The sequence below is a fragment of the Streptomyces chrestomyceticus JCM 4735 genome (genome assembly GCF_003865135.1).
GTDB lineage: Bacteria > Actinomycetota > Actinomycetes > Streptomycetales > Streptomycetaceae > Streptomyces > Streptomyces chrestomyceticus.
In genome coordinates, this window is sequence record NZ_BHZC01000001.1 from 7,848,301 (window position 1) to 7,875,000 (window position 26,700).

The window sequence follows — 26,700 nt, forward strand, 5'->3', positions numbered from 1 at the left end:
GTGTTCACCGGAATCGTCGAAGAACTGGGTGAGGTCGCCGCCGTCGAGAACCTCGGTGACAGCTCCCGGTTCACCCTGCGCGGCCCGCTCGTCACCGAGGACGCCAAGCACGGCGACTCGATCGCCGTCAACGGCGTCTGCCTGACCGTCGTGGAGGCCGGCGCGGGCACCTTCACCGCCGACGTGATGGCCGAGACCCTCGGCCGCTCCAGCCTGGGCGCGCTCGTCCCCGGCTCGCGGGTCAACCTCGAACGCCCGATGGCGCTGGGCGGCCGCCTCGGCGGCCACCTCGTCCAGGGCCATGTGGACGGCACCGGCACCATCGTCTCGCGGACGCCCGGGGAGCACTGGGAGCTCGTCAAGGTCGCGCTGCCCGCCGGACTCGCCCGTTACGTCGTGGAGAAAGGGTCCGTCACCGTCGACGGCGTGAGCCTCACCGTCGTCGACGCGGGCGACGACTTCTTCACCATCAGCCTCATCCCCACCACTCTCGCCCTGACCACCCTCGGCATCAAGCAGCCCGGCGACCCGGTCAACCTGGAGGTCGACGTCCTCGCCAAGTACGTCGAACGGCTGCTGGGCCGGGGCGCGGGCCGGAGCCAGGGTCCGGACACCACGACGGCCCTCGCGGCCGTGGAAGAGAGCCTGCGGTGAACGCCCTCGGCTGGCTGAACGGCCCGGCCTTCACCGCCTTCGGCCAGCAGGTCATCTGGTCCGACATGATCGGCAACAGCGTCGGCCTGGCCGCCCTCGCCTTCGGCTGGCGGCGCTCCATATGGACCTGGCCCGCCCAGTTCCTGTCCGGCCTGATCCTGGTCTCCGCGTACGCCTACGCCCACCTCAGCGGCGGCGTCGGCAAGCAGCTCCTGGTCATCGGCGTGGCGCTGTGGGGCTGGCGGCAGTGGCAGCGCGGCCGGCAGCAGGCCCAGGACGGCTCCATCGCCGTACGCTTCGCCACCTGGCGCGAACGCGGGCTCCTGCTGGCCGGCACGGCGGTGGGCACCGCCGCCGTCGGCTCGCTGTTCGCCCTCGTCCCGCAGCTCTCCTGGAACCCCTGGCCCGACGCGTACATCTTCGTCGGCACCCTCGCGGCGATGGTCGCCCAGGCCCGCGGCCTGGTCGAGTTCTGGTTCGCCTGGCTGCTCGTCGACATCGTGGGCGTCCCCCTCGCCTTCAGCAGCGGCCTGGCCTTCTCCGGCCTGGTCTACGTCGTCTACCTCGGCCTCGTCCTGTGGGGTATGCGCGACTGGTGGCTGCGCTCCCGCACGAATCCGCAGCCCGTCCTGGAAGGAGCGGCGGCATGACCGCACTGCAGAGCTGGTACGACCCCGAGGGAGCCGTCGAGCGGGACGCCGTCCTCGCCCTGGACCCCGTCGAGCAGGCCGTCGCCGACATCGCCGCCGGCCGCCCGGTGGTGGTCGTGGACGACGAGAACCGCGAGAACGAGGGCGACCTGATCGTCGCCGCCGAACGGGCCACCCCCGAGATCCTCGCCTTCATGATGAGCGAGTGCCGCGGCCTGATCTGCGCCCCCATGGAGGGCGCCGAACTGGACCGCCTCGCGCTGCCGCAGATGGTCGAGCACAACACCGAGTCGATGCGCACCGCGTTCACCGTCTCCGTCGACGCCACCCCGGCGCACGGCGTCAGCACCGGCATCTCCGCCGCCGACCGCGCCACCACCCTGCGCCTGCTGGCCTCCGGCGAGGCCGCGCCCGCCGACTTCGTACGCCCCGGCCACATCTTCCCGCTGCGCGCCCGCGAGGGCGGCGTGCTGGCCCGCAACGGCCACACCGAGGCGGGCGTGGACCTGGCGCGGCTGGCCGGGCTGCGGCCCGCCGCCGCCATCGTGGAGATCGCCGGCGAGGACGGCACGATGCTGCGGCTGCCCGAGCTGGTGCCGTTCGCCCGCAAGCACGGCCTGTCGATCATCTCCATCGAGGACCTCATCGCCTACCGCCGCAGCTCGGAGCCCACCGTCCGGCGTGAGGCCGAGACCCGGCTGCCCACCCGCTACGGCGAGTTCACCGCGTACGGCTACCGCTCCACCGTCGACGGCGTCGAGCACATCGCGCTGGTCGCCGGCGAGATCGGCGACGGCGAGGACGTCCTGGTACGGGTCCACTCCGAGTGCCTGACCGGCGACATCTTCCACTCGCTGCGCTGCGACTGCGGCCCCCAACTGGAGGAGTCGCTGCGGCGCGTCCAGGAGGCGGGCCGCGGCGTGGTGATCTACCTGCGCGGCCACGAGGGACGCGGCATCGGGCTGCTGTCCAAGCTGCGCGCGTACGAGCTCCAGGAGCGCGGCCGCGACACCCTCGACGCCAACCTGGAGCTGGGGCTGCCCGCCGACGCCCGGGACTACGGCGCCGGGGCCCAGGTGCTCGCCGACCTCGGCGTGCGCTCGCTGCGCCTGATGACCAACAACCCGGAGAAGACCGAGGCCCTGGTCCGGCACGGACTCAAGGTCCTCGGCCGGGAACCGATGCCCGTACAGGCGGGCGAGCACAACCTGCGGTACCTGCGCACCAAGCGGGACCGGATGGGGCACGACCTGCCCTGGCTCGACGCGGACCGCGCGTCGGCCTGCGGCAACCAGTAGGACCGCGCGGCCGGAAACCCGGCCGCCCCACCCCCGTACGTACATGAGCACCGGACCACGAGGAGAGACGTGAGCGGCAAGGGCGCACCCGAACTGTCCGTGAAGAACTGTGGCGACCTGCGGGTGGCCGTCATCGCCGCCCAGTGGCACGAGAAGGTGATGGACGGCCTGGTGGACGGCGCCCTGCGCGCCCTGTCCGAGCTGGGCATCGACGAGCCGACGCTGCTGCGCGTGCCCGGCAGCTTCGAGCTGCCGGTGGTCGCCAAGGTCCTGGCCGGCCGCGGCTACGACGCGATCGTGGCGCTCGGCGTCGTCATCCGGGGCGGCACCCCGCACTTCGACTACGTGTGCCAGGGCGTCACCCAGGGCCTGACGCAGGTCAGCGTCGACACCGGCGTACCCATCGGGTTCGGCGTGCTGACCTGCGACACCGAGGAGCAGGCCCTGGACCGGGCCGGAATCTTCGGCTCCACCGAGGACAAGGGCCACGAGGCGGTGACCGCCGCCGTCGCCACCGCCGCGACGCTGCGCACCGTCGCCGAGCCCTGGCGCTGAGCGCGGCCGGGCGACCGCGTAGGGTGGGTCACATCATGTCCAAGAAGACGTTCGAGGAGCTCTTCGCCGAGCTCCAGCAGAAGGCCGCCACCGGCGACCCCGCCACCTCCCGCACCGCCGAGCTGGTCAGCTCCGGCGTCCATGCGATCGGCAAGAAGGTCGTCGAGGAGGCCGCCGAGGTCTGGATGGCCGCGGAGTACGAGTCCGACGAGGCCGCCGCCGAGGAGATCTCCCAGCTCCTGTACCACCTTCAGGTGATGATGGTCGCCAAGGGCATCTCCCTCGACGACGTGTACGCCCATCTCTGAGCCGTCGCCCGGCCCCCGCACCACCCCCTTTTCTTCTTCTCCCCCCTCCTCCCGCACGAAGGAAGTCGTTCTCATGCTGCGCATCGCCGTCCCGAACAAGGGTTCACTGTCCGAGCCTGCGTCGGCGATGCTCCATGAGGCCGGCTACCGCCAGCGCAAGGACCGCAGGGAGCTGGTCCTGGTCGACGCGGAGAACGAGGTCGAGTTCTTCTTCCTGCGCCCGCGCGACATCGCGGTGTACGTCGGCTCCGGCAAGCTGGACATCGGCATCACCGGCCGCGACCTGCTGCTCGACTCCGGCGCGCAGGCCGAGGAGATCATGCAGCTCGGCTTCGCCGGCTCGACCTTCCGCTACGCCACCCGCCCGGGTACGGCCAAGGAGGTCACCGACTTCGGCGGCATGACGGTCGCCACGTCCTTCTCCGGACTGGTCACCCAGCACCTCGCCGACCACGGCGTGAACGCCTCCGTCGTCCACCTGGACGGCGCCGTGGAGACCGCCATCCAGCTCGGCGTCGCCGAGATCATCGCCGATGTCGTGGAGACCGGCACCACCCTGCGCAACGCCGGGCTGGAGATCATCGGCGAGCCGATCCTGAAGTCCGAGGCGGTCGTCATCCGCGGCAAGGGCGCGCCCGAGGACGACCCGAAGGTCCGGCAGTTCCTCCGCCGGATGCAGGGCGTCCTGGTCGCCCGGCGCTACGTGATGATGGACTACGACATCCGCGTGGAGCACGTCGAGAAGGCCGTCGCCCTCACCCCGGGCCTGGAGTCGCCGACCGTCTCCCCGCTGCACCACGAGGGCTGGGTCGCGGTCCGCTCGATGGTCCCCTCCAAGGACGCCCAGCGCATCATGGACGAGCTGTACGAGCTCGGCGCCCGCGCCATCCTGACCACCGGCATCCACGCCTGCCGCCTCTGACCCGGGCCGGCCGGCCCGGCCGCCGCCGACGGGCGGCGGCCACACCCGCCGCCGGCCCGCGCCGGCGGCCCGTACGAAAGAGCCCAGCGACGTGTCCGCGCCCGCATCCGCGCCCCTGCCCGACCTCCCGGTGACCTTCCGGCCGGGCCGCACCCGTGCCGTCCTGTACGGCGTCGGCATCGCCCAGCTCGCCGTGCTCACGGTGATCGCCGTCCTGCTGCCGAACCTGGGCGGCGGCGAGCGGATCAGCTTCGTCTTCACCGGGCTGGTCATCCTCGGCGTACTGCTGCTGCTCGCGCGGCCCAAGGTCGTCGCCCGGCAGGACGGCGTCACGGTCGTCAACCTGACCACCAAGCGCGAGCTGGCCTGGGCCCAGGTGCTGCGGGTCAACCTGCGCCAGGGCGACCCCTGGGTCCACCTCGACCTGGCCGACGGCACCAGCCTGCCCGCCATGGGCATCCAGCCCGGCATCGCGCGCGACCAGGCCATTCGCGACGCCCGTACGCTGCGGGCGCTCGCCGAGAACCACGGCACCGGGGACCAGCCGGCCCGGTGACCCTGCCCGCACCCCGGCCCTGCTGATTACCCTGGTGCCCAGGGCGCTTCCCGCGCCCCGCCCCGCCAGCGGGCCCCTGCCACCTGAGGAGTGACTCCCTCCAGCAATGGACGGATCGTCCGGTAGTACCTGCGCCGCCCCTCCACCGGAACCCCCGCACCCACGGGAGTTCCCCTCCACGGAGGCGGCGGCATGACCGCCACACTGCTGCTGCTCGCGGCCGCCCTCGTCCTGATCCTCGCCAACGGCTTCTTCGTGGCCGCCGAGTTCGGCCTGGTCACCGTGGAGAAGGCGGAGGCCGAACGGGCCGCCGCCGAAGGGGACCGGCGCGCCCGCACCGTCGTCGGCGCGCTGCGCGAACTCTCCTTCCAGCTCTCCGGCACCCAGCTCGGCATCACCATCACCTCCCTGGTGGTCGGCATGCTCGCCGAGCCCGCCCTGGCCCGGCTGCTGTCCGGGCCGCTGACCGCCACCGGGCTGCCGGCCGGTGCCGTACCCGGCATCGCCGTCGTCATCGGGATGCTGCTGGCCTCCGCCGTGCAGATGGTCCTCGGTGAACTGGTGCCCAAGAACTGGGCGGTCTCCAAGCCGCTCCAGGTCGCCCGGTTCGTCGCGGGCCCGCAGGGCGCCTTCTCGCGGTTCTTCCGCCCGGTGATCTCCCTGCTGAACACCGTCGCCAACCGGCTCGTCCGGGCCCTTGGCGTGGAGCCGACCGAGGAGCTGGCCTCCGCCCGCACCCCCGGCGAACTGGTCTCGCTCGCCCACCACTCGGCCCGCGCCGGGGTGATCGAGCAGGACACCGCCGACCTGTTCGTGCGCACCCTCTCGCTCGGCGGGCTGACCGCCGAGAACGTGATGACCCCTCGGGTCCGGGTCAGCGCCCTCCAGGCGTCCGCTACCGCCGAGGACATCCTCAACCTCACCCGCGCCACCGGCCTGTCCCGCTTCCCCGTCTACCGCACCCGGCTCGACGAGGTGGTGGGCATGGTGCACCTCAAGGACGCCCTCGCGGTGCCCGAGCACGACCGGCTGCGCACCCCGGCGGCCCGGATCGCCGTACCGCCGCTCCTGGTCCCGGCGACGCTGCCGGTGCAGCCGCTGCTGGAGCGGCTGCGCAGCGAGCAGCCGATAGCCGTCGTGGTCGACGAGTACGGCGGCACGGCGGGCGTGGTCACCCTGGAGGACATCGTCGAGGAACTGGTCGGCGAGGTCCGCGACGAGCACGACCGGATCGACCTGCCCGAGCTGGCCCAGGCGCCGCCCGAGGACGGCCGCCCCGCCTGGGACGCCGACGGCGGCTGCCGGGTCGACACGCTGCGGCGGATCGGTCTGGACACGCCGGACGGCCCGTACGAGACCGTGGCGGGCCTGGTGGCCCAGATACTCGGGCGGGTGCCCGCCCCCGGCGACACCGCCGAGCTGGACGGCTGGCGGCTGCGGGTGCGGCTGGTGTCCCACCACCGCGCCGAGCGGGTCCGGATCATACGGACCGCGGGGGCCGCGGCACCCGCGCCGACGCCGGCGGAGGTGGCCCGGTGAGTTTTCTGCAACTCCTCTTCGCCGCCTTCCTGGTCCTGGTCAACGGGTTCTTCGTGGGCGCCGAGTTCGCGCTCGTCTCGGTGCGCCGCAGCCAGATCGAACCGCTGGCCACCGAGGGCTCCAAACGGGCCCGCAAGGTGCTGCACGGCCTGGAGAACCTGCCGCAGATGATGGCGGCGGCCCAGTTCGGCATCACCGTCTGCTCCCTGACGCTCGGCGCGGTCGCCGAACCGACCGTCGCCCGCCTCCTGGAGCCCCTGTTCCACGCGGCCCGGCTGCCCGAGCCGCTGATCCACCCCCTCGGCTACGTCATAGCCCTGGCCGCGGTGGTCTTCCTCCACCTCGTCATCGGCGAGATGGTCCCGAAGAATTTGGCGATGGCCGCGCCGGAGAAGACCGCGCTGTGGTTCAGCCCCGGCCTGGTCGCCTTCGCCCGGCTGTGCCGCCCGGTCACCGCGCTGCTCGGGGCCTGCGCCCGCGGCGTCCTGCGGCTGTTCCGCGTCGAGCCGAAGGACGAGGTGGAGGCGGTCTTCACGAGCCAGCAGCTCACCGACCTCGTCGAGGACTCCAAGCAGGCCGGCCTGCTGGCCCCCGCCGAGCAGGAACGCCTCTCCGACGCGCTGGAACTGGGCAGCCGGCCCGTCACCGACGTCCTCCTGGACCCGGCCGGGCTGGTCACGGTCGATCCGGCCGTCACCCCGCGCCAGGTCGAGGAGCTGACCGTCAAGACCGGCTACTCCCGCTTCCCGGTGTCCGCGCCGGGCGGGGCCTACATGGGCTATCTGCACGTCAAGGACGTACTGGACCTGGAGGAGGGCGACCGCGCGGTGCCGCAGCACATCTGGCACCCGATGACGACGCTGCGCGCCGAACTCCCCCTGGACGACGCCCTGACCGCCATGCGCCGCTCCGCCTCCCACCTGGCCGCCGTCGCGGACGCGACCGGGCGGGTACTGGGGCTGGTCGCGCTGGAGGACGTCCTGGAGAAGCTGGTGGGGGAGGTACGCGACCCGGCGCACCGGCAGGAGCTGCCGACCGTACCGCCCTTCAGCGGCGCGCCGGACGCCCGCGTACCCGAAGTGCCCGGCGAGCGGCTCTCCGGCCCGCGTACGGCATCGGGGCCGGCCACCCGGGAGGACCGGGCGCTGGCGGGGTGACCCGGCCGTGACGGAGGTGTGAGCCCGCGGTGGTCCGCGGGCTCACGTCGTTTCCGCGGGCGGCCCGCGCTGCCGGAGGCGGTGGCAGCGCGCGTGCACGAGCAGGGCATGTCCGGTTCAACGGCGTAGGTTGCGCAGTTGGACGCCTGCCGCTTCGGGACGGCGCTGCCAGAGGGGTGGCGCCGTCAGAGCGGCGGCGCCTCCGGTCCCGGCACCGGTCCGCGGCCGGAGAGCACCTCGCCGTACGCCTGCATCAGGTCCGGCAGCCGCAGGGTGGCCAGGTCGTCGCGGGACGGCGCGCCGGACCAGGTGGACAGCCGCAGGTCGCGGTAGGCGCAGCTCTTCTCGTACAGCGTGCGCAGGAACCGGCCGTTGCCGAGTTCGTCGATCCAGCCCTGGCCGACGACGTGCGCGCTGATGCTGCGCAGCTCCTCCAGCGACTCCTCGTCCCAGTGGTCGCCGTTCTCGGCGGCCAGCACCTCGCCGATGGCGGTCAGCTCCGACGGCCGGTAGCTCGGGAAGTCGACACGCGAGGTGAAGCGCGAGGACAGCCCGGGGTTGGCGGCCAGCAGCCGGTCCATGCCCTCCGGATAGCCGGCCAGGATGACGACGAGCCGGTCACGGTTGTCCTCGGCCCGCTTGAGCAGCACCTGCAGGGCCTCGTCGCCGTACGCGTCGCCCTTGCTGTACGCGGAGTTCGAGAGGCTGTACGCCTCGTCCACGAACAGCACCCCGCCCAGCGCCGAGTCGATCAGCTCGTTGGCCTTCACGGCGGTCTGCCCCAGGAACTCGCCCACCAGGTCGGCCCGTTGCGCCTCGACGAGATGGTCGCCGCCGAGCAGGCCGAGGGCGTAGAACACCCGGCCGAGTATCCGGGCCACGGTGGTCTTGCCGGTGCCGGACGGGCCGGAGAAGACGAAGTGTCGTTTCGGCGGCTGCACCGGAAGGCCCTGGCCCGCCCGCAGCCGCGCCATCCGCAACTGCGCGGACACCGCCCTGACCTGACGCTTCACCGGCTCCAGGCCGACCATCCGCTCCAGTTCGGCGAGCGCCTTCTCCAGCAGCACCGGGTCGGACGGGCCGGCCGGCAGCCGGTCCGAGCGGCGCGGACCGCCGAGCGTCGCCTTTTCCCGTACGGCCGGCCCCGCGTCCCCCGGCGAACCGCCCGCCAGATCGCCGTCCGGGCCCTCCGGCTCGGTCGCGGCCAGCAGCTCCCGCCCGTCCACCGGGTCGAGCGGGGAGAGCGGGTCGAGGTCGCCGCCCGCCTCCTGGCCGAAGACGGCGGTCACGGCCGCGAGGTCGGTGCCCTCCTCCAGGCCGTCCCCTCGGCGATGGCCGCGAGCCGCGCCGCGGTGTCCATGAACGCCGGGTCGACCCGGTGCACCGAGCGGTACAGCGGCAGCGCGGCAGCGCTGCGGCCGGTGCCCTCGTGGGCGCGGGCGAGCCAGTACCGCAGCTCCTTGCGCTGCGGCTGCTCGCTGCGGCAGCGCATCAGGGCGGCCGACAGCAGCGGCTCGGCCTGCCCGAACATCTCCTGGCGCACCCGCGCCATGCCGCCGAAGAGTCCGGCCTCGATGCCGAGCAGCGGATCGTCGAGCAGCGGTTCGGTGTGCCGTACGAGCTGGTCCCAGTCCTTGACGAGATAGGCGCGGCAGGCGTGCAGGAAGCGCACCTGCGGGTCGGTGTCGACCGGTGGGCAGCCCGCCAATGCCTGGTCCAGCTCGCCGACATGGCGGCCGTCGAGCCAGTGCGAGGCGTACGCCAGCAGCAGGTCGCGGCCGGTCTCCAGCACCGGCTGGACCCACCAGCCCAGCCAGTACCAGGAATTGAGTGTGCGTCGGTGCCGGGCCCGCTGTTCCCCGAACCGGTCGCGGTGCCGGTGCATGTGCAGCAGCGCGGTCGAGGTGTCCGCACGCAGTGCGTGCAGGCCGAGCCAGCCGTCGGCCATCGTCGGGTCCATCCGCACCGCGGCCCGGAACTCCTCCTCGGCCTGCGGGTACGCGCCTACCGTGTAGGCGTCCACCGCGCGCAGCCAGGCGAGTTCGGCCGGGGCGTGTGTGCCCTGGGTGCCGAAATCCATCACGTCCCCCACAAAACGTCCCCCGTGGTGTGCCGCCGGGCGAGTGCCAGGCCACAGCGTGTTCGAACGAACCGGCGTGCTCGGGGCGGCAGTTGCAGGTCGCCCCCGGCTGCTCTTCGACTGCGTCCTTCGGTGGCACGGACTCGCATCGTACCTGCGGTATCGGTGCAGGCCGAAGAGGGCGGTGCGGGGGAAGGCGGGGCTCCGCGGCGCGAAGGGAGCGGTGACATAGGGTGAGGGGGCGGACGGCACGCGGCGCGCGCAGAGCGCCCGGGCACAGAACGAAGCCCCCGATCACGGGGGAACAACCGGGGGCTTCGCGTCTGCGGGCGGTCCGTCAGAACCGCACATTGAGAACGTAAGTCCTGTACGCCCCCCAGGTCAAGCCGAGTTGAGGCAGTCGGCGGTACGCACAGGGCGACGATCTGCGTACCGCCCGTGGTCCGTCACGTTGGGTGATGATTCAAGGGGTACCACACGCCTCACCGGGCCCCGGCAGCACCTCGTAACCCTCGGTGCGCCCCCGTACCAGCAGGCCGGCGTGCGGACGTGAGGGGTCCGCCGCGAAATGGGCGCGCTCCGCCGGAATCCAGTCATCCCAGAACGCGGCCTGGGCCGGCCCGTCCCGCCACCGTCCGCGTTCCCACGCATGACATGCCGTCAGTTCCATCCACAGCAGGCACGCCAGGTACGGGCGCAGCGCGCGGCGGCCCGCGCCGACGCCCTCCACAACGACGGCGTGCGCCGGTGCCAGCTCCCGGCGCGTGGTGAACTCCCTGCGCTCCCAGTCGTACACCCCGTAGCGCGCGTGCTCCCCCCGGGACAGCGGTTCCAGAACCTCGGTACGGAACCGCTCCGTCCAGGCGAACAGCTCGTCGTGCGTCGCGATGTCGTCCAGCCGGACGACCGGGGCCCCGCCGAGCGCCGTGGCCAGATGCCGCGCGAAGGTGCTCTTGCCGGACCCGGCGTGCCCGTCCACCGCGATCAGCCGGACGGGGCCGCAGGACGGGGGCAGCGCGCGCAGCCGGCCGGCGAGGCCGGGCGGGATCGGCCGGATCGGCTCTTGACGCACGCTGCTGCCTGTCTGCTGTGACGGGTGAGACGCGACAAGATTACCGGTACGCCCGACACCGGACCGATGATCTTCGGCCGCCCCGGCAGCGGGCTGTCCGCGCCCCTGCGCGCCCTCCTCCACGCCCCTCACTGCCGCAAATTGCTGATCCCTGCCGCGACGCGCGACGAACGGCTGGCCGAAGGGTGTATGCGACGGAATAGTTGAGCTCCACTGTTCTCCTGGCTCAATCCTTCGCATCCGACTGGGGGACTCCACCATGAGCAGACCCACACCCCGGCGTACCGTTCTGGCCGCCGCCCTCGCCGTCGCCGCCGGCGCGGCCACCCCGCTGGCGCACGCCGCCTCCCCTTCCGAACCGTCCGCCGCACCGAAGGCGAAGCGTCTCGTGGACTACCGAGCCTGGCACACCGCAGCCGACTGGAACCAAGGTGTCGCGAACGGCACCCGGGTGACCGACGGGCGCCGCCCCGGCGTGCTGATCGACCGTCCGGCCGGCACCGCCGACTACCGTGATCCGCACACCGGTACGACCGCGGCCTGGGAGTACGCCGTCTGGACGTCCCCGTCCCGCACGCTCAAGGTCCCGTCCACCGAAGCCGTCGTCTCCTGGAACGCCCAGACGCCCGCCGGCACCTGGATCGCCGTCGAACTGCGCGGCACGTACGGCGACGGCGTACGGACCCCGTGGTACGTCATGGGCCGCTGGGCCGCCGGGGACGGCGACATCCGCCGTACCTCCGTCGACGGCCAGAAGGACGGCCGGAGCAGCATCTCCACCGACACCTTCGCCATCGACAACCCGGCGAGCGGGGTACGGCTGGCCTCGTACGAACTGCGCGTCACGCTCTACCGGAAGCCCGGCACCACCGTGACCCCCACGGTGTGGCGCCTGGGCCTGATGGGCTCCGACATCCCCGACCGCTTCGACGTGCCGGCCACCGAACCGGGCGTCGCGACCGGCTGCGAGCTGGTCGTGCCGCGGTACTCGCAGGAGATCCACAAGGGGCAGTACCCGGAGTACGACAACGGGGGCGAGGCATGGTGCAGCCCCACCTCCTCCCAGATGATCATCGAGTACTGGGGCCGCAGGCCCACCGCGGCGGACCTCGCCTGGGTCAACCCCGCCTACGCCGACCCCCAGGTCTGCCACGCCGCCCGCTACACCTACGACTACCAGTACCAGGGCTGCGGCAACTGGCCGTTCAACACCGCCTACGCGGCCACCTACCGGGACATGGAGGCCGCCGTCACCCGGCTGCGGACCCTCTCCGACGCCGAGACCCTGATCCACGCGGGCATCCCCGTGATCACCTCACAGTCCTTCCTGGCCGCCGAACTGACCGGCGCCGGCTACGGCACGGCCGGCCACCTGATGACCGTCATCGGCTTCACCCGCACCGGCGACGTCGTCGCCAACGACCCCAACTCACCGACCAACGCCGCGGTCCGCCGCGTCTACAAACGCCGCGAGTTCGAGAACATCTGGCTCCGCACCAAACGTAAGAACGCCGAGGGCAAGGTCGTCAGCGGCACCGGCGGCATCTGCTACGTCTACTTCCCCACCGAGGCCACCGCCGCCCAACGCCACGCCCTCGCCACCGTCGGCATCACCTGACCCTCCCACTCCGCTTTCCTCCCGTGAGCCCGGTGCCGCCCGCCGTCTACCGCGCGGGCGACACCTGTGGCGCAATGGACGGGCGGGGCCGACGGGGCTCCTGCCACGGAAAGTTGGGGGAGGGACACCTTATGTCCGTCGTGGTGTGCTCACTGCTCTGGGACGCGGAGAAACACGGGCCCGGGACACAGAAGATCTCGTACGACAGCGACGGCTACCACCTGGTGCGCTTCCCGTACGGAGCGGGGGACGAGTCCTACGACCCGTGGAAGTTCACGGCTTTATCACCTCGCGGCACACGACCGTGACCTTTGTATGCCGGAAGCCCCGGGTCACGGAGACCCGTTGAGCTGCATCGCGCACGCCGTCCGTATCTGCCCGCAAGCGGTCATCCTGTTCGTCGTGGCGCTGGAGCTGCCCCCGGCGTGGCGGATCAGTCGCTTTCCCCGTCCTCCCGCCCGGCACACTGGCGGAACAGCTCTGCGCGGCTCTTGTACGCCGCGGGCGGCTCGATGTCGTGCGCCCGCGCCAGGCGCCGGTAGACCTCAGCGGTCTCGCCGGTCAGTGCGGCCAGTTCCTCGGTGGACGCGCCGGCCCGCAGGTCCTCGAGTGCCAGCTGACGGATCTCCTCTTTCATCTCGCGCGCGGTCTTCAGCGCGCGGCGGTACTTCGCGTACCGCGCTGCGGTCGCCTCATCGGGAGTCCAGTCGTCAGCCATGCCGCTGATGGTACAGCCCTACCCATCGGGATCAAGAGAAGAATCGCTCAGCCAAACGTGTAGGGGTATTGATAGCCCTACATGTAGGGATGAATGATGGTCATGTCGGCAAGGTCCGCTATGCGGCAGGTCGTTGGAGGAGAGAGTGATAGCGCGCAGCTCCGGCACGGTGAAGCGGGACCCGGCGACCGGCCGGTTCGTGAAGACCTTCATCCTCGGCTACAAGACGGACAGGGGGCAGCCCGTACGGACCCTTCCGCCGCGTGGCATCGAGCTGATGGGGGCTGTGCTCTCCCGGTGCGCCGGCCGTGGAGCCGCCTGGAACATCCAGGTCACCGACAGGGGCGGCGCCGGTGTCACCTTCGACTTCGCCTGCTGCCAGGGCTGATCCGCCCGCCCCGGAACACGGCGCGAGGCCGCGGGGCCGGATCCCGCACGGGGCACTGAGCCGGGACCGGCCGCGAGGGCTGCGGCCCGGAAGTCGGTCCCGCTCTTCGCCCGCAGCCCGACGAAGGGGGCGTCATGTACGTCTGCGACCCGCCCTGCACGCCGTTCCAAGGGGACTGACCCGAAGAGACCTGCCCAACCCGCAGTGCAGCGAGGCGGTCACGGTCAAGCCCGTCAATGCGATCGACATGACCGCCCACGTCGGCTTGACCTTCCACTGCCGCACCTGCCCGTGCCGCTGGTATTCGGTCTACGAGGTTGTCAAAGAGGCAACGTCATGAAGGACCGCGACAGGTACGCGTTCATCGATCAGCACCCCGAACCGACCACCGCTGCCGAGGCGCTGGCCCACGTGCTGGAACTGTTCGCGGATGCGCCGGACGGGCACCTGATGATCCAGGCGACGTCCGGCATGTACCGCCCCGGTGCCCGTACCGGTCTGACGATGGGCGATCTGCGGGAACTTTCCGCGGCCCTGTCCGGTCGTGTGACGGGAGACCCCGGCACCCAGGAGAACCCCATGCTGTACTGCTCCGGCCTTCCGCCGGCGGCGGACCTGGGCACGGAGCAGATGAACGGCACCGGGTGCGCCGAAGGGCGCCGGATCGAGCGGGCCGCGACGGCACTGGAGTCCGGCCGTGCCGTCCCGCCGGAAGGACAGGGTCCGCAGGCGATGGCGGACATGCTGCGCACCGCGCATGAGCGCGGCGCCCTCGGAGGGGCCGCTGCCTCAGGACGGCGCGGCGCATCCTGGCCGTCACGGGGGAGGAAGCCGGGGTCCCGGAGCCGCTGACCGCCGAAGCTGCCGAGCGGTGGCAGCGGGACCGCGGCCGGCTGTGGCAGAACCTGTGCGACGCACTGAGCGCGCTGGAACTGGCCGGCGAGCGGTTTGTCCTGGACCTGGAGGAGACGGACGGACGGGTGGCGCGGCGCGTCTGCGGCGAGACCGCCCGCGTCAGCCACGCGGACGACGACCCGGTGTGGCGGCTCGAAGTCGCCACGGACCTCTGAGGCGGAAGGAGACAGCCGTGCCCAGTTTCTACGCGTGGACGTATACGGACGACGACGGTATCCGCCGCCAGATGAAGATCCGCCGTACCCGTGACGACCGCGACGTCGTGTGGGCCCCGCGCTTTCCCGGTGGCCCTGCCCCGTGGTTCGACGCGGATCATGCGGAGAACGCCCCGTCCGCCTACTTCGGAGAAGCCGACCTGACCACGCTGGGCGTGCCGGTGGCGGCATGGCCCGGCTTCGATGATTGAGGGGCAGCGGCCGATCGGCCCACCTGCACCGCGCCCCTGTGTCAATTGCCCGTACCGGCGCGACGTGCCTTCGGGGGGCTGGGGTCAGGAGGAGTACGACAAGCTGCGTGCGTACGACGCCGAGACTCCCTTCCAGTCGACGCGCGTATTCCAGTGTCACCAGGCCGACCGCGACAGCGAGGCGCGTCGCATCTGCAGTGGCTGGGCAGGTTGCCACGAGGCGGAGCACCTGCTGTCTGTGCGGCTGGTCTTGACCGTGGGGCACATAGACCTGACGGCTTATCAGGACGTTGTCTCCTGTCGCTCGCCTCTCCCGCTGTTCGCCTCGGGCAGTGAAGCGGCCAGTCACGGAGTAGCTGACATTGACCGCCCCCGTGTGCTGGCCAGATGTCTGATTGTCAAGGTTTTCCGCACGCGCGGGGATGTGCGCACTGACCCCTGGCCCCTGCCCCGGAGTGCAATCCCTCCCCACGGCCCCGCGTTCCGGGGTGGGCCCCGCAGCCGCCCTGCCCGTGGTCCCTTTCCGGGCAGGGCGTCTGCTTCCTGGGTGCCGCAAAGAATCAACGCACCCTACGCGTAGGGGTCTCGCCAGCCCAACGAATAGGGCTGAGGACGGAGATGGCGGGAACGGCAGACCGCAAACGGAGGACGCGTTCAATATCCCGCTGGACGCCAAGAGCCCCCAGTCCCTGACGCTGAGGCAGAAGCGGAAGGCCGGCTGATGAGCACCCCGGCGCGTCGACGCCCGCGGAGCCGCCCGTCGTCCCGGCCGAGGCGGCAGCGCAGGAAGCACAGCAGGCGGCGCAGGCTGCCCAGACCCAGGCCATCCGCGATCTTGCTATGGAGATCGCGAAGCAGACACTGCTCGACTTCCACCCGGCGACGATCCGCAAGGGCACCGTAGCGAGCATCGCGGACACGGCCGTGTCGCCGACGCCGGGCCTCCGGATCTCCGGAGACACCACGGAAATCCCCGGCATCCGCTACATCGCCAGCTACGCGCCTGTGGTGGGTGACACGGTCCTGGTCATCAAGCAGGGCACAGACCTGGTCGCTCTGGGCGAGATCGCCGGGCAGTTCAGCGACAGCACCTGGACGACAGCGACGCTCGGGGCCGGGCTTCTCCCACAGCGGCAACAGCAACGGCAGCGTGCGCTACCGCAGGGATTGGGACAACGGCTCCTTTAAGCTGTAGTGGCGCGGGGGTGCGGCGAGCACGGGGGCGTCAACGGCGTTTATTTCCACCCCGCTGGACGCTGGATACCGGCCCGTGGACCTGTTCTCCGTCGACACGGCCCGTGACGCGATCGGGACCAACTCGGTGAAGCTTGACTTCATTTCGAGCGGCACCGTCAACGTGGTCGGCGGGACGCTGGTGCCGTCCATCACCGATGCCACGATCAACGGGCACACGCACGCGGGGCCGGCGCACAGCCCCAGCGGACCGAGTCACATCCATCAGGTGTTCACCAGCCACCAGCAGAACATCGGCACGACCGGCGGCACGTCGCAGTCCCATACGCACAGCTACTCGGGCGGCACGACCGGCGACCAGAACCAGAGCCACACACACGAGATGGACGACACGGTAGCGGCCGGGACCGGGCAGACGGGCTCCGCTGGCACGGGGAGTACGTCCACGGACGGCGGAGTACGCACGGTTACGAGAACACCGCTTTCGCACCGACATGGATCAGCTTCAACAGCATCGAGTACTTCCTCGACTGAGCGCAGCGCGGGCCGGGCGGCTTGCCGGGCCTATGACCAGGGGGTAGGCCGCCGAGGGAAGAGTTCTGCCATGATCTCCCGTGAGCGGTCGTCCGGTACCCGGGGAGCCTGGTATCCGGATTTACGCACATGATCGAGGAAATCGGCTGGAAGAGCAATGTGGTAGCGCGAGAGGTAGTAAACGAGGTCGACAGACCAGACCCATTCGCCGTCCGTCATCAGCGATCCGGCGCCGCCGATCCACTCGTCTCTGGAAATGGCGTCACGTTCAGCGCCCATGGTGCTGAAGATCTCTTCGCCACCTTCGAGGTAGGAGAGGATCCGAGCTACATCAGGCGCTGGGGCCCCTCCATGGCCAAGGTCAGTGACGCACTGTAGACGGCAGGATCGCCGTCCTCGTTGCCTTCTGCGAAAAAACCTACTCGGCGAATCATCGTTCCTCGCAAAACGCCGCCGGCAACGTGCACTTCTACGGATTCGAGTGCGAGAACCGCGGCGACGGCCGGGTTCCCTGGCTGGCTGTCCAGCTTGAAGCAGCCGAAGCGGCGGCGGCTGCCGTCTGCCGCTTCCACCGCTGGAGTGAGCGCAGCGTGATCGGGCACCGCGAGTGGCAGCCGGGGAAGGTCGACCCGCTCGGCTTCACCATGGACTCGATGCGTGCCCGGATCGCGGAGCGCCTGGCGCCGCCGCGCACGTACCGGGTGCGCCCGGGGGACTCGCTGTCCTCCATCGCCGCCGAGTTGTTGGGCAGCCTCTCGCGCTGGCCGGAGATCGCACGGCTCAACGGCCTGGCCGATGCCGATGTGCTTCGCGTGGGCCAGGTACTGAAGATTCCCCAAAGGTGATGGACGTACAGGCGTGGCTGGTTGCGGGCGGCGGAGCTGTCGGCATGATCGTGTGCGGACTGCTGGCCGCGCGTGCCACGATCCGCGCGGGCGCGGCTGCTGCGACGGCGAACGAAGCGGCGGGGCGTACGGCTGCGGCGCCGGCCAGCCGCTCCGCCGACCTCGCGGTCCTGACAGCTACCGTCGCCAGGGTCGATCAGGAGAATGCCGCGCTGCGGACGCGCATGTCCCGCATGGAGTCGCTGGTCAGGGCTTGCTCCTGGACGGTGGACGGCCTCTACCGCTGGGCACGCAATCCGGTGGGCGACCCGCCTGCGCCGCACCGCCTGGTCCAGGAGTACAACGACACCGGATCATGACGCAGCCCCCTTCGCCCTTGCGGGTGGAGGGGGCGTTTTTGTCGTGGTGCTGGGTTTCTCCTCAGTCGTCGGGGGCGACGTCGATCCAGGGTGCGTCAGCGAAGAATTCGCCGCCACCGCGGCCGTCGCTGCTCATCCAGCCGTGCGGTCCGCCGTCTCCGGCAGCGTCGGAGCAGGGGGGCCAGGTGCTGTGCCCGCAGTCGTCCCAGCAGCGGTGGCCGTCGATGCTGTAGCTCTGGATCGTCAAGGCGGTTCTCCTCCCGGGCTGCTGGTCGCCCGCTGCTGAACTCATCTACAGCCCAACACGTAGGGATGGCTAGAGGGTAGGGCGTGATTTTGCCGTGCGGGCGAGGGACGCCCGGTAGGCGCTGCCTTCGGGTTTCGCCGCCGGGGGGCTGCTGCCTGCGGCTGGCAAAGTGACAAAGTGTCTTCGGATGGGGTGCATCGGTACATGCCGAACGTATGATCTTCAGCCTGGCGCTTCGGGGGATTTCCGCTGTTATAAGGCGTACATGGCAAGGGGGCCGCGTACATCCGCTCTGTTCTGGGCCGTGGGCCGAGAGCGAGGCGGAATTCCAGGACTAGCGTCGTTCTGTCATTCTTCGCACGTTTGGAACCCATGAAAAATCGCATACTGAGCAGAATTGCGGCGTTGGTGCTGACGCTCGCTATCTTCGTCACCGGAGGCATGAGCCAAGCTCTCGCGGCCGACCAGAAGGAAACACCTTCAGCCCTGAAGAAGTGCCTTGCCGAGCCCTTCGGGAAGAAGCTGGAGTGCATCAAGAAGAACGCCCGGACCGAGGCGTTCGCTCTGCTGGGCATCGTCCTCTACCTCGGCGCCTCGTACGACTGGAAAGAACAGGCCGACACCCAGTTCCCCGGGCTGCGCGAGAAGATAGCAGGCGTCAAGGGGGCAGCTCCGCTCATCGAAGCCACGATGAAGGAGTACATCGCCGCCAAGGAGAAGAAGGATCCGGAAGCGGCGGAGATACTCAAGAACCTGACCGCTACCGTCGACTCGCAGAAGCGGGTGCTCGGAAATATTCGGGACATAGCCCAACGCTCGGCTCAGGTCGCGAAGCTCGCCGGTGATCTTACTGTTGAACTGGCACCGGTGATCAACGAGGCTGCGAACATCTTGTCGGATCCGGAAATCCACACCGCGTTTGACATGATGAATGCAGGCTTCAAGGAGATGGATGAGGCGCTGTATGGCTTGAATTCCGCCGTCGGCGATGCGAACGATTCCATGGGTGGCATGAACGGCGCCATGGGTGGCATGAACGGCGCCACGGGCGGCCTGATCGGCACCGTTAACCGCATGGTCGGGACCGTGAACGAATTGATCGTCGCATTCGACGAGATGGACCGCGGCCTCAAGGTGATGAACGAGGGCGCTGATGAGGTGAACCACGGTATCAATGGAATGATCGCGGGTATCGATCAGGCCAACCGTGGCCTCCGGCAGATGAACCAGGGTATCGCCGAAGCCAACCGCGGCATGGACCAGGCCAACCGTGGCGTCACGGGCATGAACAAGGCCATCGATCATATCAATGACTCCCTCAAGAAGCCCCTCGCCCTGTTCGGCGACCACCCTTTCAGGGACGTTGATATCGACGGCGCTGTCGACTACCTCCGGGGCCGTGCGTCGGGGGAAGAGCGGGTCAAGCGGGCTGTAACTTCAGCGGTTGCGGACCTCATCCCCGTAGAAGGCGACGCAAAGGGGGTAACCGAGGCCATTACGGGAACCGATGTCATCACCGGCGAGAGGCTGTCCCCTGCGGAACGCATCCTCGGTGCGGTGATCTTTACGCGCTGGATCAGGGCAGGGAAGGACGTCATCGCGGCCGAGGACCTGATCAAGACCATCAGGGCGGAAAAGACAGCCGGTAAGATTGACGGCTGGCTCAGCAGGCAGGCATGGGACAAGGTTCCTTCCCATCTCAAACCTTTCGAAAAAGCCACCAACAAAGGTGTAGGTTACCGATGGAATAACGGAAAGGGGGACGGTGTCCGTATTGACAAGGGTAATCCGAATAATTCGCAGGTGATCCAGCAGGAAGATCACGTTGTCATCAATTCCGGTGGCAAGGTAATAGGTCGGAACGGGAAGCCCCTCGACGGCTCCATCAAGACCAATCCTGAGCAAGCACATATCCCGCTGTCGGAATGGTTGAAGTGGAAGGAGTGGAACAAGCCGTGAAAAGTGTAGAGTTTCCGGAGAGGAGAGGCGAAGTCATCTCCGCAGTCCGCGCACTTTCTGATCCTGAGTATCAGCAGCGCGTCTGGATCGAACGGGTCTACCCGCAACCCGAATTCTTCGACGACTTCACTCTGAATGTTAATATCCTCGGAGATGCCGGTGTCTGGGACTCCCCCCGGGAAACCATCGGTTATACCCTCGTCTCCGTTGCTGAAGCCGAAGCCATGGAATCTCTCATCGCGCGCCTCGAAGAGGCCCTAGAGGGCGTCGGCAGCGAGAGCCCGGACAGCGACTTCCTCGCGTCGTCCTTCTGGCCAGGTGTCGTAGAGGCGGCCCGCAACGCCCTCGCACTCCTGACACAGTAACGATGGCGTCGGAATGCCCTTGGCTGACTCGCTCGCGACCGGCCAAGGGCGTTCCTGTTCTGCCGGTCGTGCGGGCAGCATGCCGATGCCGTCATCATGGTCGGCTGTCCCGTTGCGTACCTGCCTTGCCCGAGCCGCTGGTTCCGGACCGGTCGCCGACACGCGTCACGCCGGATCAGCCGGCGGGCGCCGCGTCGCCGGGCGTCCATACGCCGGGCCCGCCCCCGCGCCACTCGATCAGCGAGGGGTCGTCCAGGTCGACATCGTCCGGGTCCAGGCCCCCACGGCGCAGGAACTCCAGCAGGTCGGCCACGCCGTACGCTACTCCCAGGATTGCGGAGTCGGCATGGACGCGCCGCCCCCCCCGGTCGGTGAGGGCGGGTGCATCACCACGCGCGCTGCCATGAGGCCAGGATCATGCGGGGGAGCGCGGACCGGATCCCGGGGCACGCGACAGAATTCTGACACCCCGAGGTGCTGGATGCTCCGTCACCTCACGGTGCGCCGTGTGCCCGCCTGGCGCGGCTGATCACGCTGTGAGCATCGGCGCCGTACACGGCGGATTCCCGCAGGGTGTCCCAGGTCCGGAGGTAGGTGCTGATACTCACGGACTCGTCGATCCACAGCTCCGCGTGCCAGTCCTCAGCGATGACCAGACGCTCGTCAAAGATCCAAAACCCGTTGGCGGGCGGAATCTTGAGCGATGCGCCGAAAGGGACGATCCCCAGGGTGAGAGTGTCCAGACCGATCACTCCGGCCAGCCGGTCCAACTGCGCGGCCAGAACCTGGGGCGGGCAGACCATGGCGCGCAGCGCTCCCTCCCACATGAGGATGTGGTACTTGGCGCCTGCCCTGTACAGGTTTTCCTGCCACTTCAGCCGGGCGCGGACGGCGGCGTCGGTGTCCTGGGGGGAACGCTGGAGTTCGGCGTACCGCGTAAAGATCGCCCTGGCGTAGTCACCGGTCTGGAGAGCGCCGACGATCATGGCGCTCTCCCATGCACGGAAGGTTTTCGACCGGGCGAACTCCGCACTGACCGCATCCTGGACGGCCTGGTGCCCCGACGCCAGCTGCCGCCGCCAGGACCGCACATGGGACTCCAGCCCCCTCAGGCGTGCCAGCAGATCATCGGACGCTCCGGGCTGTTCGGTGGCTTTCGCCCAGTCCTGGAGATCGGTGACCGTGGCCGTCTGCTTGCCGTTCTCCAAGCGGCTGATCTTCGACTGCGCCCAGCCGAGGCGGGCCGCCAGCTGCGTGCCGGTGAGCCGACCTCCAGGGCACGCTTCCCGTAGCTCCCGGAGCCTCGCGCCGAGGGCTGCCCGTGCCTGCTGGAAGTCGGACACCGGTTCACACTCGCTACTCTGCGGCGACCTCCGCCGCGATCGTTTCGTACGGGACAGCGTGATGCTGTGCCGCATCACGCATCTGGACAGAGCGGCTGACGCCGGCCGGTTCGGTGATCAGCTCGACGCTCACCAGGCTGTCCTCGCTGTCGAAGACGAGCAGCGCGACGAGCCGGGAGTCAAAGATCCAGAAATCTTCGCCGGGCAGGCCGAGCAGATCCGCCTGGGATCGCCGCAGGCTGAAGATGCTCTCACCTACGGAGCTGTTGCGCCGCGCGTTGTCGAGCAGGTAGAGCTGCCCCTGGGTCGGCGGGTTGTCGATCACGCGTACGCGTTCGAACCGCTTGCCCAGCGCCGCCTGTTCGCGACGCTCCGCGCACCACTGGGTGTCAGCGCCTTCCCAGTCCACCGGTTCGCCCCGCAGGAACTGCCGGTACGTTTCGGTGGCTTCGTCGCTCGCGTACCGGCGCCGGGTCTCCAGCCGCCACGCCGTGTGCTCGAACTGTGTGAACAGCCGGTCGAATGCGTCCAGACCGATGACGTGCGGCACGCGCACCACCTCCTTCGGGCCCCGGTCCACGAGCAGCTCGCGCGGGACGACGACAGCTGTCTCACCGGCTCCGAGATGCCGGAGCTGGGCGAGGTCGCCGGGGTCGGCCAGCGGGGGCCGTGAACGATGATCTCGCCTGTGTCCAGGTCTTCGTGGACGGCGGGGCAGCCGTTGATGCCGCTGCCCGTGCCGTTGAACCGCAGTCGCCTCATGACTGTGACCTCTCGTCCGGGACTGATCACCCCAGCATCCACGGCCCTGAAGCCCTGCGGTACAGCATGGGCGCAGGCCGCATGAAGATATAGCTGCATATTGAGCCAACCGGATCGCATATCTGCGCATAATGCATGGCGCCCCGGAGACGCCCTGCCTAGCGTCCGGTTCATGGCGAAGAACCACGAGCCGGAGCCCGGTTCCCCTGAGAGCGCCGAATCGGGTGCGGCGGTCGACGCACTGTGTGAAGCCCTGACGCTGGCTGGAATCGTCCTGCCGTCGCTGTCACCCGACCTGGGCTCCCCGAACCTTGCCCTGGTCAATCTGGGCCGCGTACGCGCCGATACCGCCATGCGGCTTGCCGCCGCCGTGCGCCGGGGGACGGACACATGAAGGGCAGCGTGCCCGGCACCGGGAGCCTGGTGTACGACACCGTCCAGCTGCGGCTCGGCCAAGTTGTGGACCACCTCGGGGCATTCGTGCAGCTCCGGCCGCCGGGAGGAGGCCGGGAGTGGGAGGCTGATCCCGACAGCCTGCGTCCCCTGACGCCCTGCGAGGCGCTCAGCGCCCGTGTGGCCGTGGCCAATCACGCGTCCGAGAACGGCCTGCTGCGGTGAGCGCGCCGGTGTCCGAGCAGGCCACCCCCCTCCGGGTGACGGGCCCTCAGCAGGAGGGCTGGGCCTGCGCACTGTGCGGCGCCCGGCTGTACGCGGACCGCTCGTTGGGCGTGCACCGGATCATCTCCTGCGGCCAGGAGGTCGAGGTGGAGCTGTGGGCGTGTGCTCCGTCGTGAGGGGAGGCTGCCGTCCGGCGCGGGCAGCGGCTGCCGTCGGCCCATCTGGCGGAGTGGTCCGGGTGAGCGAGACCTGCCGCTGGTGCGGCAGGTCGACCGACGGACATGTCGACGTCGGGATCGAGCACGTGGCAACCGCTGGCGGGCGGACGGTCTACGCCTGCCGGACGTGCGTGCGCCGGTACGGCATCATCCCCTTCGCCCACCACCCCGGAGGCAGCGACGGACGCCTACGGTTCACGGCGGCGACCATGAGAGCCGCCATGGTGCGCCGGGCGCGCCGGACCTAGAGCCGGACGGCAGCGGGGCACGCGCCCCCGCCGCCCACTGCTGTCCTTGCAGCTCCCGCTCCGGCCGTGTATCGGTCACCGGCCGGGGTGACGTCCATGCCGGGCACCACAGCCGTCTGCTCGGGAGGCCGCCGGGTCTCCCGGGCGCGCAGCGCACCGGCGAGCGCCGAAGCGGCGATCATCGCATCCCGGTCGGCTCCGGTCAGCCCCTCCCGGTCGGCGCACTGCGCGGCCGCATCGATGACCCGGCCAACGGAGGCAGCACCCCGTCGGCTTTCCCCGACGCCCGCTCGGGCCTGATCTGGCCCAGCCACGAGGGCTGGGCCCTGCTCTCCGCGATGGTCTTCTGGGCGGCGGACGACCGCCCGAACGAATACCGGGCCCGCTTCGTCCGCGACTCACTCGGCCCCGGCTACGACTCGACGGCCACCACGGACACGTGGAAGACCGGAGGCGGCCAGTACAAAACCTACCTGTGGCAGATGTTCGTCCACCCGGGCACACCCGTCGGCCTGAAAATCTCCGCCCGCGGCCCCAGCGACACCAAGGTCCCCGCCGAAATCACCCACGCCCAGTTCAAGCTGGCCATTCATACGGAGGTGCTGCGGCCGTAGGGGTGGCCGGGGTGGGGGCGGTCGGCCAGGGGCAGGGCGGAGGCCGTCCTAGTTCGCCTTGTCCCACGGCGGGTTGGACGGGCGCCGGTGCCAGTACCAGGCCCGGCCCGCGAAGGACGACTCCGCGGCCTCCGCGAGACTTGCTCCGCCGTCTTCGGTGGTCAGTCGGTGATAGGTCCGGTCGACCTGCTCCAGTGCGGCCTGCACGGGCTGCTGCAGCTCGGCAGGCAACTGGGCGATCACCCCAGGTACCTGATCGCGCAGTTCCAGGTCCTCGATGTACATGCCGACCGGATACCACCCGGAAGGGGGCCAGTCCGCTTCCATGCGAGCGGTGAGGCGTTCCCAGTTCAGCAGCGGCCAGACGGTGTCTCGCCACCTGCTCCCACCGGGGACACAGGCGTCGGTGAGAGGCGTCGGCAGTTGCAGAGGTCTGATGATCTCGGGAATGCGCCGGACTTCCGCATGGGGGAACGCGGGGACGGAGACCTCGGAGACGGCAACGGTCCACCGGGGGGGCTCGCCCTCTTCTTCGACCGTATTGACGTAGCCCACCTCGCCTGCAGGCGTCGCAACGCGGTCGATCCACGAGATGTCAGGGTAGTCGGACGGAAAAATGACATCGACACCGAGAGAGCGCGCTACAGCCAGCGCAAGTTCCTCTTCGGAAATATGCGGTGTATCACCGGCGGTGATGGCCAGCGACCAGCTCAGGTCTCCGTCCAGTGCCATGTATTCACAGGTGACGGAGGCTTCCCAGTTCCGGTTTTCGAGGTCCCATGCATCACAGACGTCAACCTCGGGGACGGGGACGCCGAAGATCTCCGCCAGAGTCGGGGCGATGCGTCCGGGAACTCCGTCTCCGGTCGTCAGCAGGGTGCACATCATAGCTGGTACATCCTATACAGGTCGATTGCCGTCTGAACGGCGTCGGGCTCGTTCTGGAACTGCTTGGCATTGGCGAAGAACTTCTCACACTGAGCCAAGTCGCCGTTGGCACGCATGATGGCGCCCAGGGCGCCGTATTCGGCGCGGCTCAGATTGGTGAGTCCGGGACCTGAGACGGGGAAGACGGTGCCGGAGGGTTCCACTGCGTAGGAGCGTCCGTTGATTTCGTAGACCTGACGTTCCGCGTTCCAAGCGGCTTTTCCGGCTGCTATCTCCGATATCTCGTCTTTCACCGCCTGGTTGTACCCCGGCAGGATGACCGTGTTCTCTTCCTTGGCCGGACCTCGTTTGATTCCGCTCCAGGTGTGCCGGGGGTGGGGAGCCTTGAGCGTCTTGCCCCTGGCGGCTCCCGCGATGCCCTGGCCGGCCTCCCAGGTGGGCCGGCCTCCGGAACCGCCCGATCCGGCGGCATTGCGCATCAGAGGGCGTCCAGTCGGCCCGACAGGACCGATGCCGGCCATTGCCGGACGCGGGCCGCCCACGTGGGGCAGCGTCATCTCGAAGTCGCGCAGTGGGTTCTTGAGGTTGCGCAGGCCGTCGAGCTTCATGTTGCCGAGGGCGTTCTTGACGCCCCCGGCTTCTCCGATGGCCCGGGCGCCGCGGGCGGCTCCGCCGAAGGCGCCGCCCAGAAGGAGGCCGGAGGTGCCGGCGTCCTTCATTTCGGCGAGGTTGATGCCCTTCTGGTCGCCGAGCAGGTTGCGGCCGCCCTGGGCCACGACCACGTCCACGGTGATGGCTTCGACGCTGCCGATCGCTGCGGTGGCCAGGACCGTTCCGGCGATTTCGGCGACCGTGGCGGACACGGCCACGCCCGCGGTGCCCGCCGCGGCGACGATCGCCTCGGTGGCGCCTGCCGCGGCTATCTCGCTGATGCCACCGGTGAACAGTGCCAGCGCCGTACCGGCGACCAGCACGGCTCCCGCGATCTCCAGCGCGTGCTCGATCTGCTTCTTGGCCTCGGCGATCTGGTCGGCGAACTTGTCCAGGGCCTTGGCCATGTCCCGGGCGGCGGACGCCACATCGTCCAGGTAGCCCTTGCCGCCGCCGTGGTACTTGCGCCAGAAGTCGCCGAACGCCTCGATGCCCGGACCCTTGTTGTTGTCGATGACGTCCTGGGCGGGCTTGTGCGCGGCGGCGGTGACGTCCTCCACGTCGTCGGCGAAGGTCCGCCACGCGCGGGCGGCCTCCCGCAGCTCGTCCTCGTCGCCTTCCGGCCACCACATGCCGGTCAGGTCCTGGACGATCTCCTTCGCCTTGTCGGCGGCGCTCACTGGCCACCGCCCTTGCCGAAGCCGGAAGAGGAGGAACGGTCTGCTTCCTCGTGGTTGTCGGCCATGTCCTTCATGGCCTTGGAAATGCTTTCCAGTCCCTTGACCAAGGCTTGGGCTGCTTTTTCTATCTGCTCGCGGTGCGGGGCGTACATGTGCTGGAACTTCTGGCCTTGTTCGTCGTTCCCCCACGGCGAACCGAGGCCGTCCAGCGAGCCTTTGAGTTTGCTCGTCGCCTTCGCCAGCGCGTCCGCTTCCCGATGGAAACGCGGGGCGGCGGACTTGAGCTGGTCCGTGTCGATGTCGAAGCCGTCACCGGCCATAGGTCCCCCCAGGAACTGT

The 26,700-nt window shown here is 69.6% G+C and carries 31 protein-coding genes and 4 pseudogenes; 25 read left to right on the top strand and 10 right to left on the bottom strand.

The window, feature by feature from the left end:
- The 9 genes from EJG53_RS34450 (at position 1) to EJG53_RS34490 (ending at position 7,639) form a co-directional block, all read left to right on the top strand.
- A complete protein-coding gene (locus EJG53_RS34450; protein ID WP_125048180.1) occupies positions 1-654 on the top strand; it encodes a riboflavin synthase in 654 nt (217 codons plus the stop codon).
- Entirely contained in the window at positions 651-1,304 is a 654-nt protein-coding gene (locus tag EJG53_RS34455) for a nicotinamide mononucleotide transporter family protein (protein ID WP_125048181.1), read from the top strand. Before EJG53_RS34450 ends, EJG53_RS34455 begins: the two co-directional genes overlap by 4 nt.
- Entirely contained in the window at positions 1,301-2,602 is a 1,302-nt protein-coding gene (locus tag EJG53_RS34460; RefSeq protein WP_125048182.1) for a bifunctional 3,4-dihydroxy-2-butanone-4-phosphate synthase/GTP cyclohydrolase II, read from the top strand. Before EJG53_RS34455 ends, EJG53_RS34460 begins: the two co-directional genes overlap by 4 nt.
- A gap of 69 nt (positions 2,603-2,671) precedes the next feature.
- Positions 2,672-3,157: a 6,7-dimethyl-8-ribityllumazine synthase gene (gene ribH / locus EJG53_RS34465; protein WP_003986918.1), complete on the top strand. Its 486-nt coding sequence runs from the start codon at positions 2,672-2,674 to the stop codon at positions 3,155-3,157.
- Positions 3,158-3,192: 35 nt separating this feature from the next.
- Positions 3,193-3,465, top strand: a complete 273-nt coding sequence (locus EJG53_RS34470; RefSeq protein WP_030017415.1) for a phosphoribosyl-ATP diphosphatase — start codon at positions 3,193-3,195, stop codon at positions 3,463-3,465.
- A gap of 73 nt (positions 3,466-3,538) precedes the next feature.
- Complete coding sequence (gene hisG / locus EJG53_RS34475) at positions 3,539-4,387, top strand: ATP phosphoribosyltransferase (protein ID WP_125048183.1); 849 nt, start codon at positions 3,539-3,541, stop codon at positions 4,385-4,387.
- Positions 4,388-4,478: 91 nt separating this feature from the next.
- The gene (locus EJG53_RS34480) at positions 4,479-4,943 is read left to right on the top strand and encodes a PH domain-containing protein (protein WP_030999302.1); all 465 of its coding nucleotides are present in this window, start codon (positions 4,479-4,481) and stop codon (positions 4,941-4,943) included.
- Positions 4,944-5,135: 192 nt separating this feature from the next.
- Positions 5,136-6,482, top strand: coding sequence for a hemolysin family protein (locus tag EJG53_RS34485; protein ID WP_125048184.1), 1,347 nt, complete (start codon positions 5,136-5,138; stop codon positions 6,480-6,482).
- The gene (locus EJG53_RS34490) at positions 6,479-7,639 is read left to right on the top strand and encodes a hemolysin family protein (RefSeq protein WP_125048185.1); all 1,161 of its coding nucleotides are present in this window, start codon (positions 6,479-6,481) and stop codon (positions 7,637-7,639) included. Before EJG53_RS34485 ends, EJG53_RS34490 begins: the two co-directional genes overlap by 4 nt.
- A 185-nt stretch (positions 7,640-7,824) precedes the next feature.
- Here EJG53_RS34490 and EJG53_RS34495 read toward each other — a convergent pair.
- Positions 7,825-9,719 (bottom strand): annotated as a pseudogene (locus tag EJG53_RS34495) (AAA family ATPase).
- A gap of 463 nt (positions 9,720-10,182) precedes the next feature.
- Positions 10,183-10,791 carry a uridine kinase family protein gene (locus tag EJG53_RS34500; RefSeq protein WP_244955462.1) on the bottom strand — a complete coding sequence of 203 codons (609 nt, stop codon included), beginning with the start codon at positions 10,789-10,791 and terminating at the stop codon, positions 10,183-10,185.
- A 259-nt stretch (positions 10,792-11,050) separates the two neighbouring features.
- On the opposite strand from EJG53_RS34500, the gene EJG53_RS34505 reads away from it, so the two are divergent.
- Complete coding sequence (locus tag EJG53_RS34505) at positions 11,051-12,409, top strand: peptidase C39 family protein (protein WP_125048186.1); 1,359 nt, start codon at positions 11,051-11,053, stop codon at positions 12,407-12,409.
- Between the two features lie 433 nt (positions 12,410-12,842).
- Here the strand turns inward: EJG53_RS34505 and EJG53_RS34510 are convergent, their stop codons facing one another.
- Positions 12,843-13,127 carry a hypothetical protein gene (locus EJG53_RS34510; RefSeq protein WP_125048187.1) on the bottom strand — a complete coding sequence of 95 codons (285 nt, stop codon included), beginning with the start codon at positions 13,125-13,127 and terminating at the stop codon, positions 12,843-12,845.
- Between the two features lie 145 nt (positions 13,128-13,272).
- Here EJG53_RS34510 and EJG53_RS34515 point away from each other — a divergent pair, with 145 nt between their 5' ends.
- The 9 genes and pseudogenes from EJG53_RS34515 to EJG53_RS34550 all read left to right on the top strand — a co-directional run bounded on the left by EJG53_RS34515 (position 13,273) and on the right by EJG53_RS34550 (position 17,768).
- Positions 13,273-13,515: a hypothetical protein gene (locus EJG53_RS34515; protein ID WP_125048188.1), complete on the top strand. Its 243-nt coding sequence runs from the start codon at positions 13,273-13,275 to the stop codon at positions 13,513-13,515.
- Positions 13,516-13,851: 336 nt separating this feature from the next.
- Entirely contained in the window at positions 13,852-14,367 is a 516-nt protein-coding gene (locus EJG53_RS34520) for a hypothetical protein (RefSeq protein WP_125048189.1), read from the top strand.
- A gap of 235 nt (positions 14,368-14,602) precedes the next feature.
- Positions 14,603-14,836: a hypothetical protein gene (locus EJG53_RS34525; RefSeq protein ID WP_125048190.1), complete on the top strand. Its 234-nt coding sequence runs from the start codon at positions 14,603-14,605 to the stop codon at positions 14,834-14,836.
- A complete protein-coding gene (locus EJG53_RS44020; protein ID WP_359130719.1) occupies positions 14,829-15,416 on the top strand; it encodes a DUF6283 family protein in 588 nt (195 codons plus the stop codon). The genes EJG53_RS34525 and EJG53_RS44020 overlap by 8 nt, the downstream gene beginning before the upstream one ends.
- 260 nt (positions 15,417-15,676) lie before the next feature.
- Positions 15,677-16,024: a hypothetical protein gene (locus tag EJG53_RS34530; RefSeq protein WP_125048191.1), complete on the top strand. Its 348-nt coding sequence runs from the start codon at positions 15,677-15,679 to the stop codon at positions 16,022-16,024.
- Positions 16,025-16,106: 82 nt separating this feature from the next.
- Complete coding sequence (locus EJG53_RS34535) at positions 16,107-16,697, top strand: hypothetical protein (protein WP_125048192.1); 591 nt, start codon at positions 16,107-16,109, stop codon at positions 16,695-16,697.
- Entirely contained in the window at positions 16,694-16,942 is a 249-nt protein-coding gene (locus EJG53_RS34540) for a hypothetical protein (protein ID WP_125048193.1), read from the top strand. The genes EJG53_RS34535 and EJG53_RS34540 overlap by 4 nt, the downstream gene beginning before the upstream one ends.
- 8 nt (positions 16,943-16,950) lie before the next feature.
- Positions 16,951-17,244 (top strand): annotated as a pseudogene (locus EJG53_RS44215) (N-acetylmuramoyl-L-alanine amidase); the annotation flags it as partial.
- Positions 17,245-17,408: 164 nt separating this feature from the next.
- On the top strand, positions 17,409-17,768 hold the full coding sequence (locus tag EJG53_RS34550) for a hypothetical protein (RefSeq protein ID WP_125048195.1): 360 nt from the start codon (positions 17,409-17,411) through the stop codon (positions 17,766-17,768).
- Positions 17,769-17,829: 61 nt separating this feature from the next.
- Here the strand turns inward: EJG53_RS34550 and EJG53_RS34555 are convergent, their stop codons facing one another.
- Positions 17,830-18,015 carry a hypothetical protein gene (locus tag EJG53_RS34555; RefSeq protein WP_125048196.1) on the bottom strand — a complete coding sequence of 62 codons (186 nt, stop codon included), beginning with the start codon at positions 18,013-18,015 and terminating at the stop codon, positions 17,830-17,832.
- A 372-nt stretch (positions 18,016-18,387) separates the two neighbouring features.
- Between EJG53_RS34555 and EJG53_RS34560 the strand changes: the two genes are divergently transcribed.
- Together EJG53_RS34560 and EJG53_RS34565 are read left to right on the top strand one after the other, a co-directional pair.
- Positions 18,388-19,974, top strand: coding sequence for a pre-toxin TG domain-containing protein (locus EJG53_RS34560; protein WP_125048197.1), 1,587 nt, complete (start codon positions 18,388-18,390; stop codon positions 19,972-19,974).
- The gene (locus EJG53_RS34565; RefSeq protein WP_125048198.1) at positions 19,971-20,339 is read left to right on the top strand and encodes an SCO4402 family protein; all 369 of its coding nucleotides are present in this window, start codon (positions 19,971-19,973) and stop codon (positions 20,337-20,339) included. Before EJG53_RS34560 ends, EJG53_RS34565 begins: the two co-directional genes overlap by 4 nt.
- Before the next feature lie 175 nt (positions 20,340-20,514).
- Here the strand turns inward: EJG53_RS34565 and EJG53_RS43695 are convergent, their stop codons facing one another.
- From EJG53_RS43695 to EJG53_RS34580, 3 genes and pseudogenes are all read right to left on the bottom strand, one after another.
- A complete protein-coding gene (locus EJG53_RS43695; protein WP_307721707.1) occupies positions 20,515-20,652 on the bottom strand; it encodes a hypothetical protein in 138 nt (45 codons plus the stop codon).
- 181 nt (positions 20,653-20,833) lie between these two features.
- The gene (locus EJG53_RS34575; RefSeq protein ID WP_244955463.1) at positions 20,834-21,682 is read right to left on the bottom strand and encodes a helix-turn-helix domain-containing protein; all 849 of its coding nucleotides are present in this window, start codon (positions 21,680-21,682) and stop codon (positions 20,834-20,836) included.
- 13 nt (positions 21,683-21,695) lie between these two features.
- A pseudogene (locus tag EJG53_RS34580) lies at positions 21,696-22,444 on the bottom strand (DUF6879 family protein).
- Between the two features lie 172 nt (positions 22,445-22,616).
- On the opposite strand from EJG53_RS34580, the gene EJG53_RS34585 reads away from it, so the two are divergent.
- From EJG53_RS34585 to EJG53_RS34600, 4 genes and pseudogenes are all read left to right on the top strand, one after another.
- On the top strand, positions 22,617-22,838 hold the full coding sequence (locus EJG53_RS34585; RefSeq protein WP_125048200.1) for a hypothetical protein: 222 nt from the start codon (positions 22,617-22,619) through the stop codon (positions 22,836-22,838).
- Positions 22,835-23,062 (top strand): hypothetical protein, encoded by a 228-nt coding sequence (locus EJG53_RS34590; RefSeq protein ID WP_125048201.1) that lies wholly within the window; start codon positions 22,835-22,837, stop codon positions 23,060-23,062. The genes EJG53_RS34585 and EJG53_RS34590 overlap by 4 nt, the downstream gene beginning before the upstream one ends.
- Positions 23,059-23,238, top strand: coding sequence for a hypothetical protein (locus EJG53_RS34595; RefSeq protein WP_125048202.1), 180 nt, complete (start codon positions 23,059-23,061; stop codon positions 23,236-23,238). The genes EJG53_RS34590 and EJG53_RS34595 overlap by 4 nt, the downstream gene beginning before the upstream one ends.
- Before the next feature lie 523 nt (positions 23,239-23,761).
- Positions 23,762-24,142, top strand: a pseudogene (locus EJG53_RS34600) (hypothetical protein); the annotation flags it as partial.
- A 48-nt stretch (positions 24,143-24,190) separates the two neighbouring features.
- On the opposite strand, the gene EJG53_RS34605 reads toward EJG53_RS34600, so the two are convergent.
- Genes EJG53_RS34605 through EJG53_RS34615 form a run of 3 tightly spaced genes read right to left on the bottom strand, consistent with a single transcriptional unit; the run spans position 24,191 to position 26,681 of the window.
- Positions 24,191-25,030, bottom strand: coding sequence for a hypothetical protein (locus tag EJG53_RS34605; RefSeq protein WP_125048203.1), 840 nt, complete (start codon positions 25,028-25,030; stop codon positions 24,191-24,193).
- Positions 25,027-26,361, bottom strand: coding sequence for a WXG100 family type VII secretion target (locus tag EJG53_RS34610; RefSeq protein ID WP_125048204.1), 1,335 nt, complete (start codon positions 26,359-26,361; stop codon positions 25,027-25,029). Before EJG53_RS34610 ends, EJG53_RS34605 begins: the two co-directional genes overlap by 4 nt.
- Positions 26,358-26,681 carry a WXG100 family type VII secretion target gene (locus tag EJG53_RS34615; RefSeq protein WP_125048205.1) on the bottom strand — a complete coding sequence of 108 codons (324 nt, stop codon included), beginning with the start codon at positions 26,679-26,681 and terminating at the stop codon, positions 26,358-26,360. The genes EJG53_RS34610 and EJG53_RS34615 overlap by 4 nt, the downstream gene beginning before the upstream one ends.
- Positions 26,682-26,700: the final 19 nt, after the last annotated feature.

Bases quoted from the DNA above. Each gene is read 5' to 3' on its own strand.
- EJG53_RS34460 (WP_125048182.1), top strand. From the start codon at position 1,301: ATGACCGCACTGCAGAGCTGGTACGACCCCGAGGGAGCCGTCGAGCGG.
- EJG53_RS34470 (WP_030017415.1), top strand. From the start codon at position 3,193: ATGTCCAAGAAGACGTTCGAGGAGCTCTTCGCCGAGCTCCAGCAGAAG.
- hisG (WP_125048183.1), top strand. From the start codon at position 3,539: ATGCTGCGCATCGCCGTCCCGAACAAGGGTTCACTGTCCGAGCCTGCG.
- EJG53_RS34485 (WP_125048184.1), top strand. From the start codon at position 5,136: ATGACCGCCACACTGCTGCTGCTCGCGGCCGCCCTCGTCCTGATCCTC.
- EJG53_RS34505 (WP_125048186.1), top strand. From the start codon at position 11,051: ATGAGCAGACCCACACCCCGGCGTACCGTTCTGGCCGCCGCCCTCGCC.
- EJG53_RS34510 (WP_125048187.1), bottom strand. From the start codon at position 13,127: ATGGCTGACGACTGGACTCCCGATGAGGCGACCGCAGCGCGGTACGCG.
- EJG53_RS34520 (WP_125048189.1), top strand. From the start codon at position 13,852: ATGAAGGACCGCGACAGGTACGCGTTCATCGATCAGCACCCCGAACCG.
- EJG53_RS44020 (WP_359130719.1), top strand. From the start codon at position 14,829: ATGATTGAGGGGCAGCGGCCGATCGGCCCACCTGCACCGCGCCCCTGT.
- EJG53_RS34530 (WP_125048191.1), top strand. From the start codon at position 15,677: ATGGAGATCGCGAAGCAGACACTGCTCGACTTCCACCCGGCGACGATC.
- EJG53_RS34540 (WP_125048193.1), top strand. From the start codon at position 16,694: ATGATCGAGGAAATCGGCTGGAAGAGCAATGTGGTAGCGCGAGAGGTA.
- EJG53_RS34550 (WP_125048195.1), top strand. From the start codon at position 17,409: ATGGACGTACAGGCGTGGCTGGTTGCGGGCGGCGGAGCTGTCGGCATG.
- EJG53_RS34560 (WP_125048197.1), top strand. From the start codon at position 18,388: ATGAAAAATCGCATACTGAGCAGAATTGCGGCGTTGGTGCTGACGCTC.
- EJG53_RS34585 (WP_125048200.1), top strand. From the start codon at position 22,617: ATGGCGAAGAACCACGAGCCGGAGCCCGGTTCCCCTGAGAGCGCCGAA.
- EJG53_RS34590 (WP_125048201.1), top strand. From the start codon at position 22,835: ATGAAGGGCAGCGTGCCCGGCACCGGGAGCCTGGTGTACGACACCGTC.
- EJG53_RS34605 (WP_125048203.1), bottom strand. From the start codon at position 25,030: ATGATGTGCACCCTGCTGACGACCGGAGACGGAGTTCCCGGACGCATC.
- EJG53_RS34615 (WP_125048205.1), bottom strand. From the start codon at position 26,681: ATGGCCGGTGACGGCTTCGACATCGACACGGACCAGCTCAAGTCCGCC.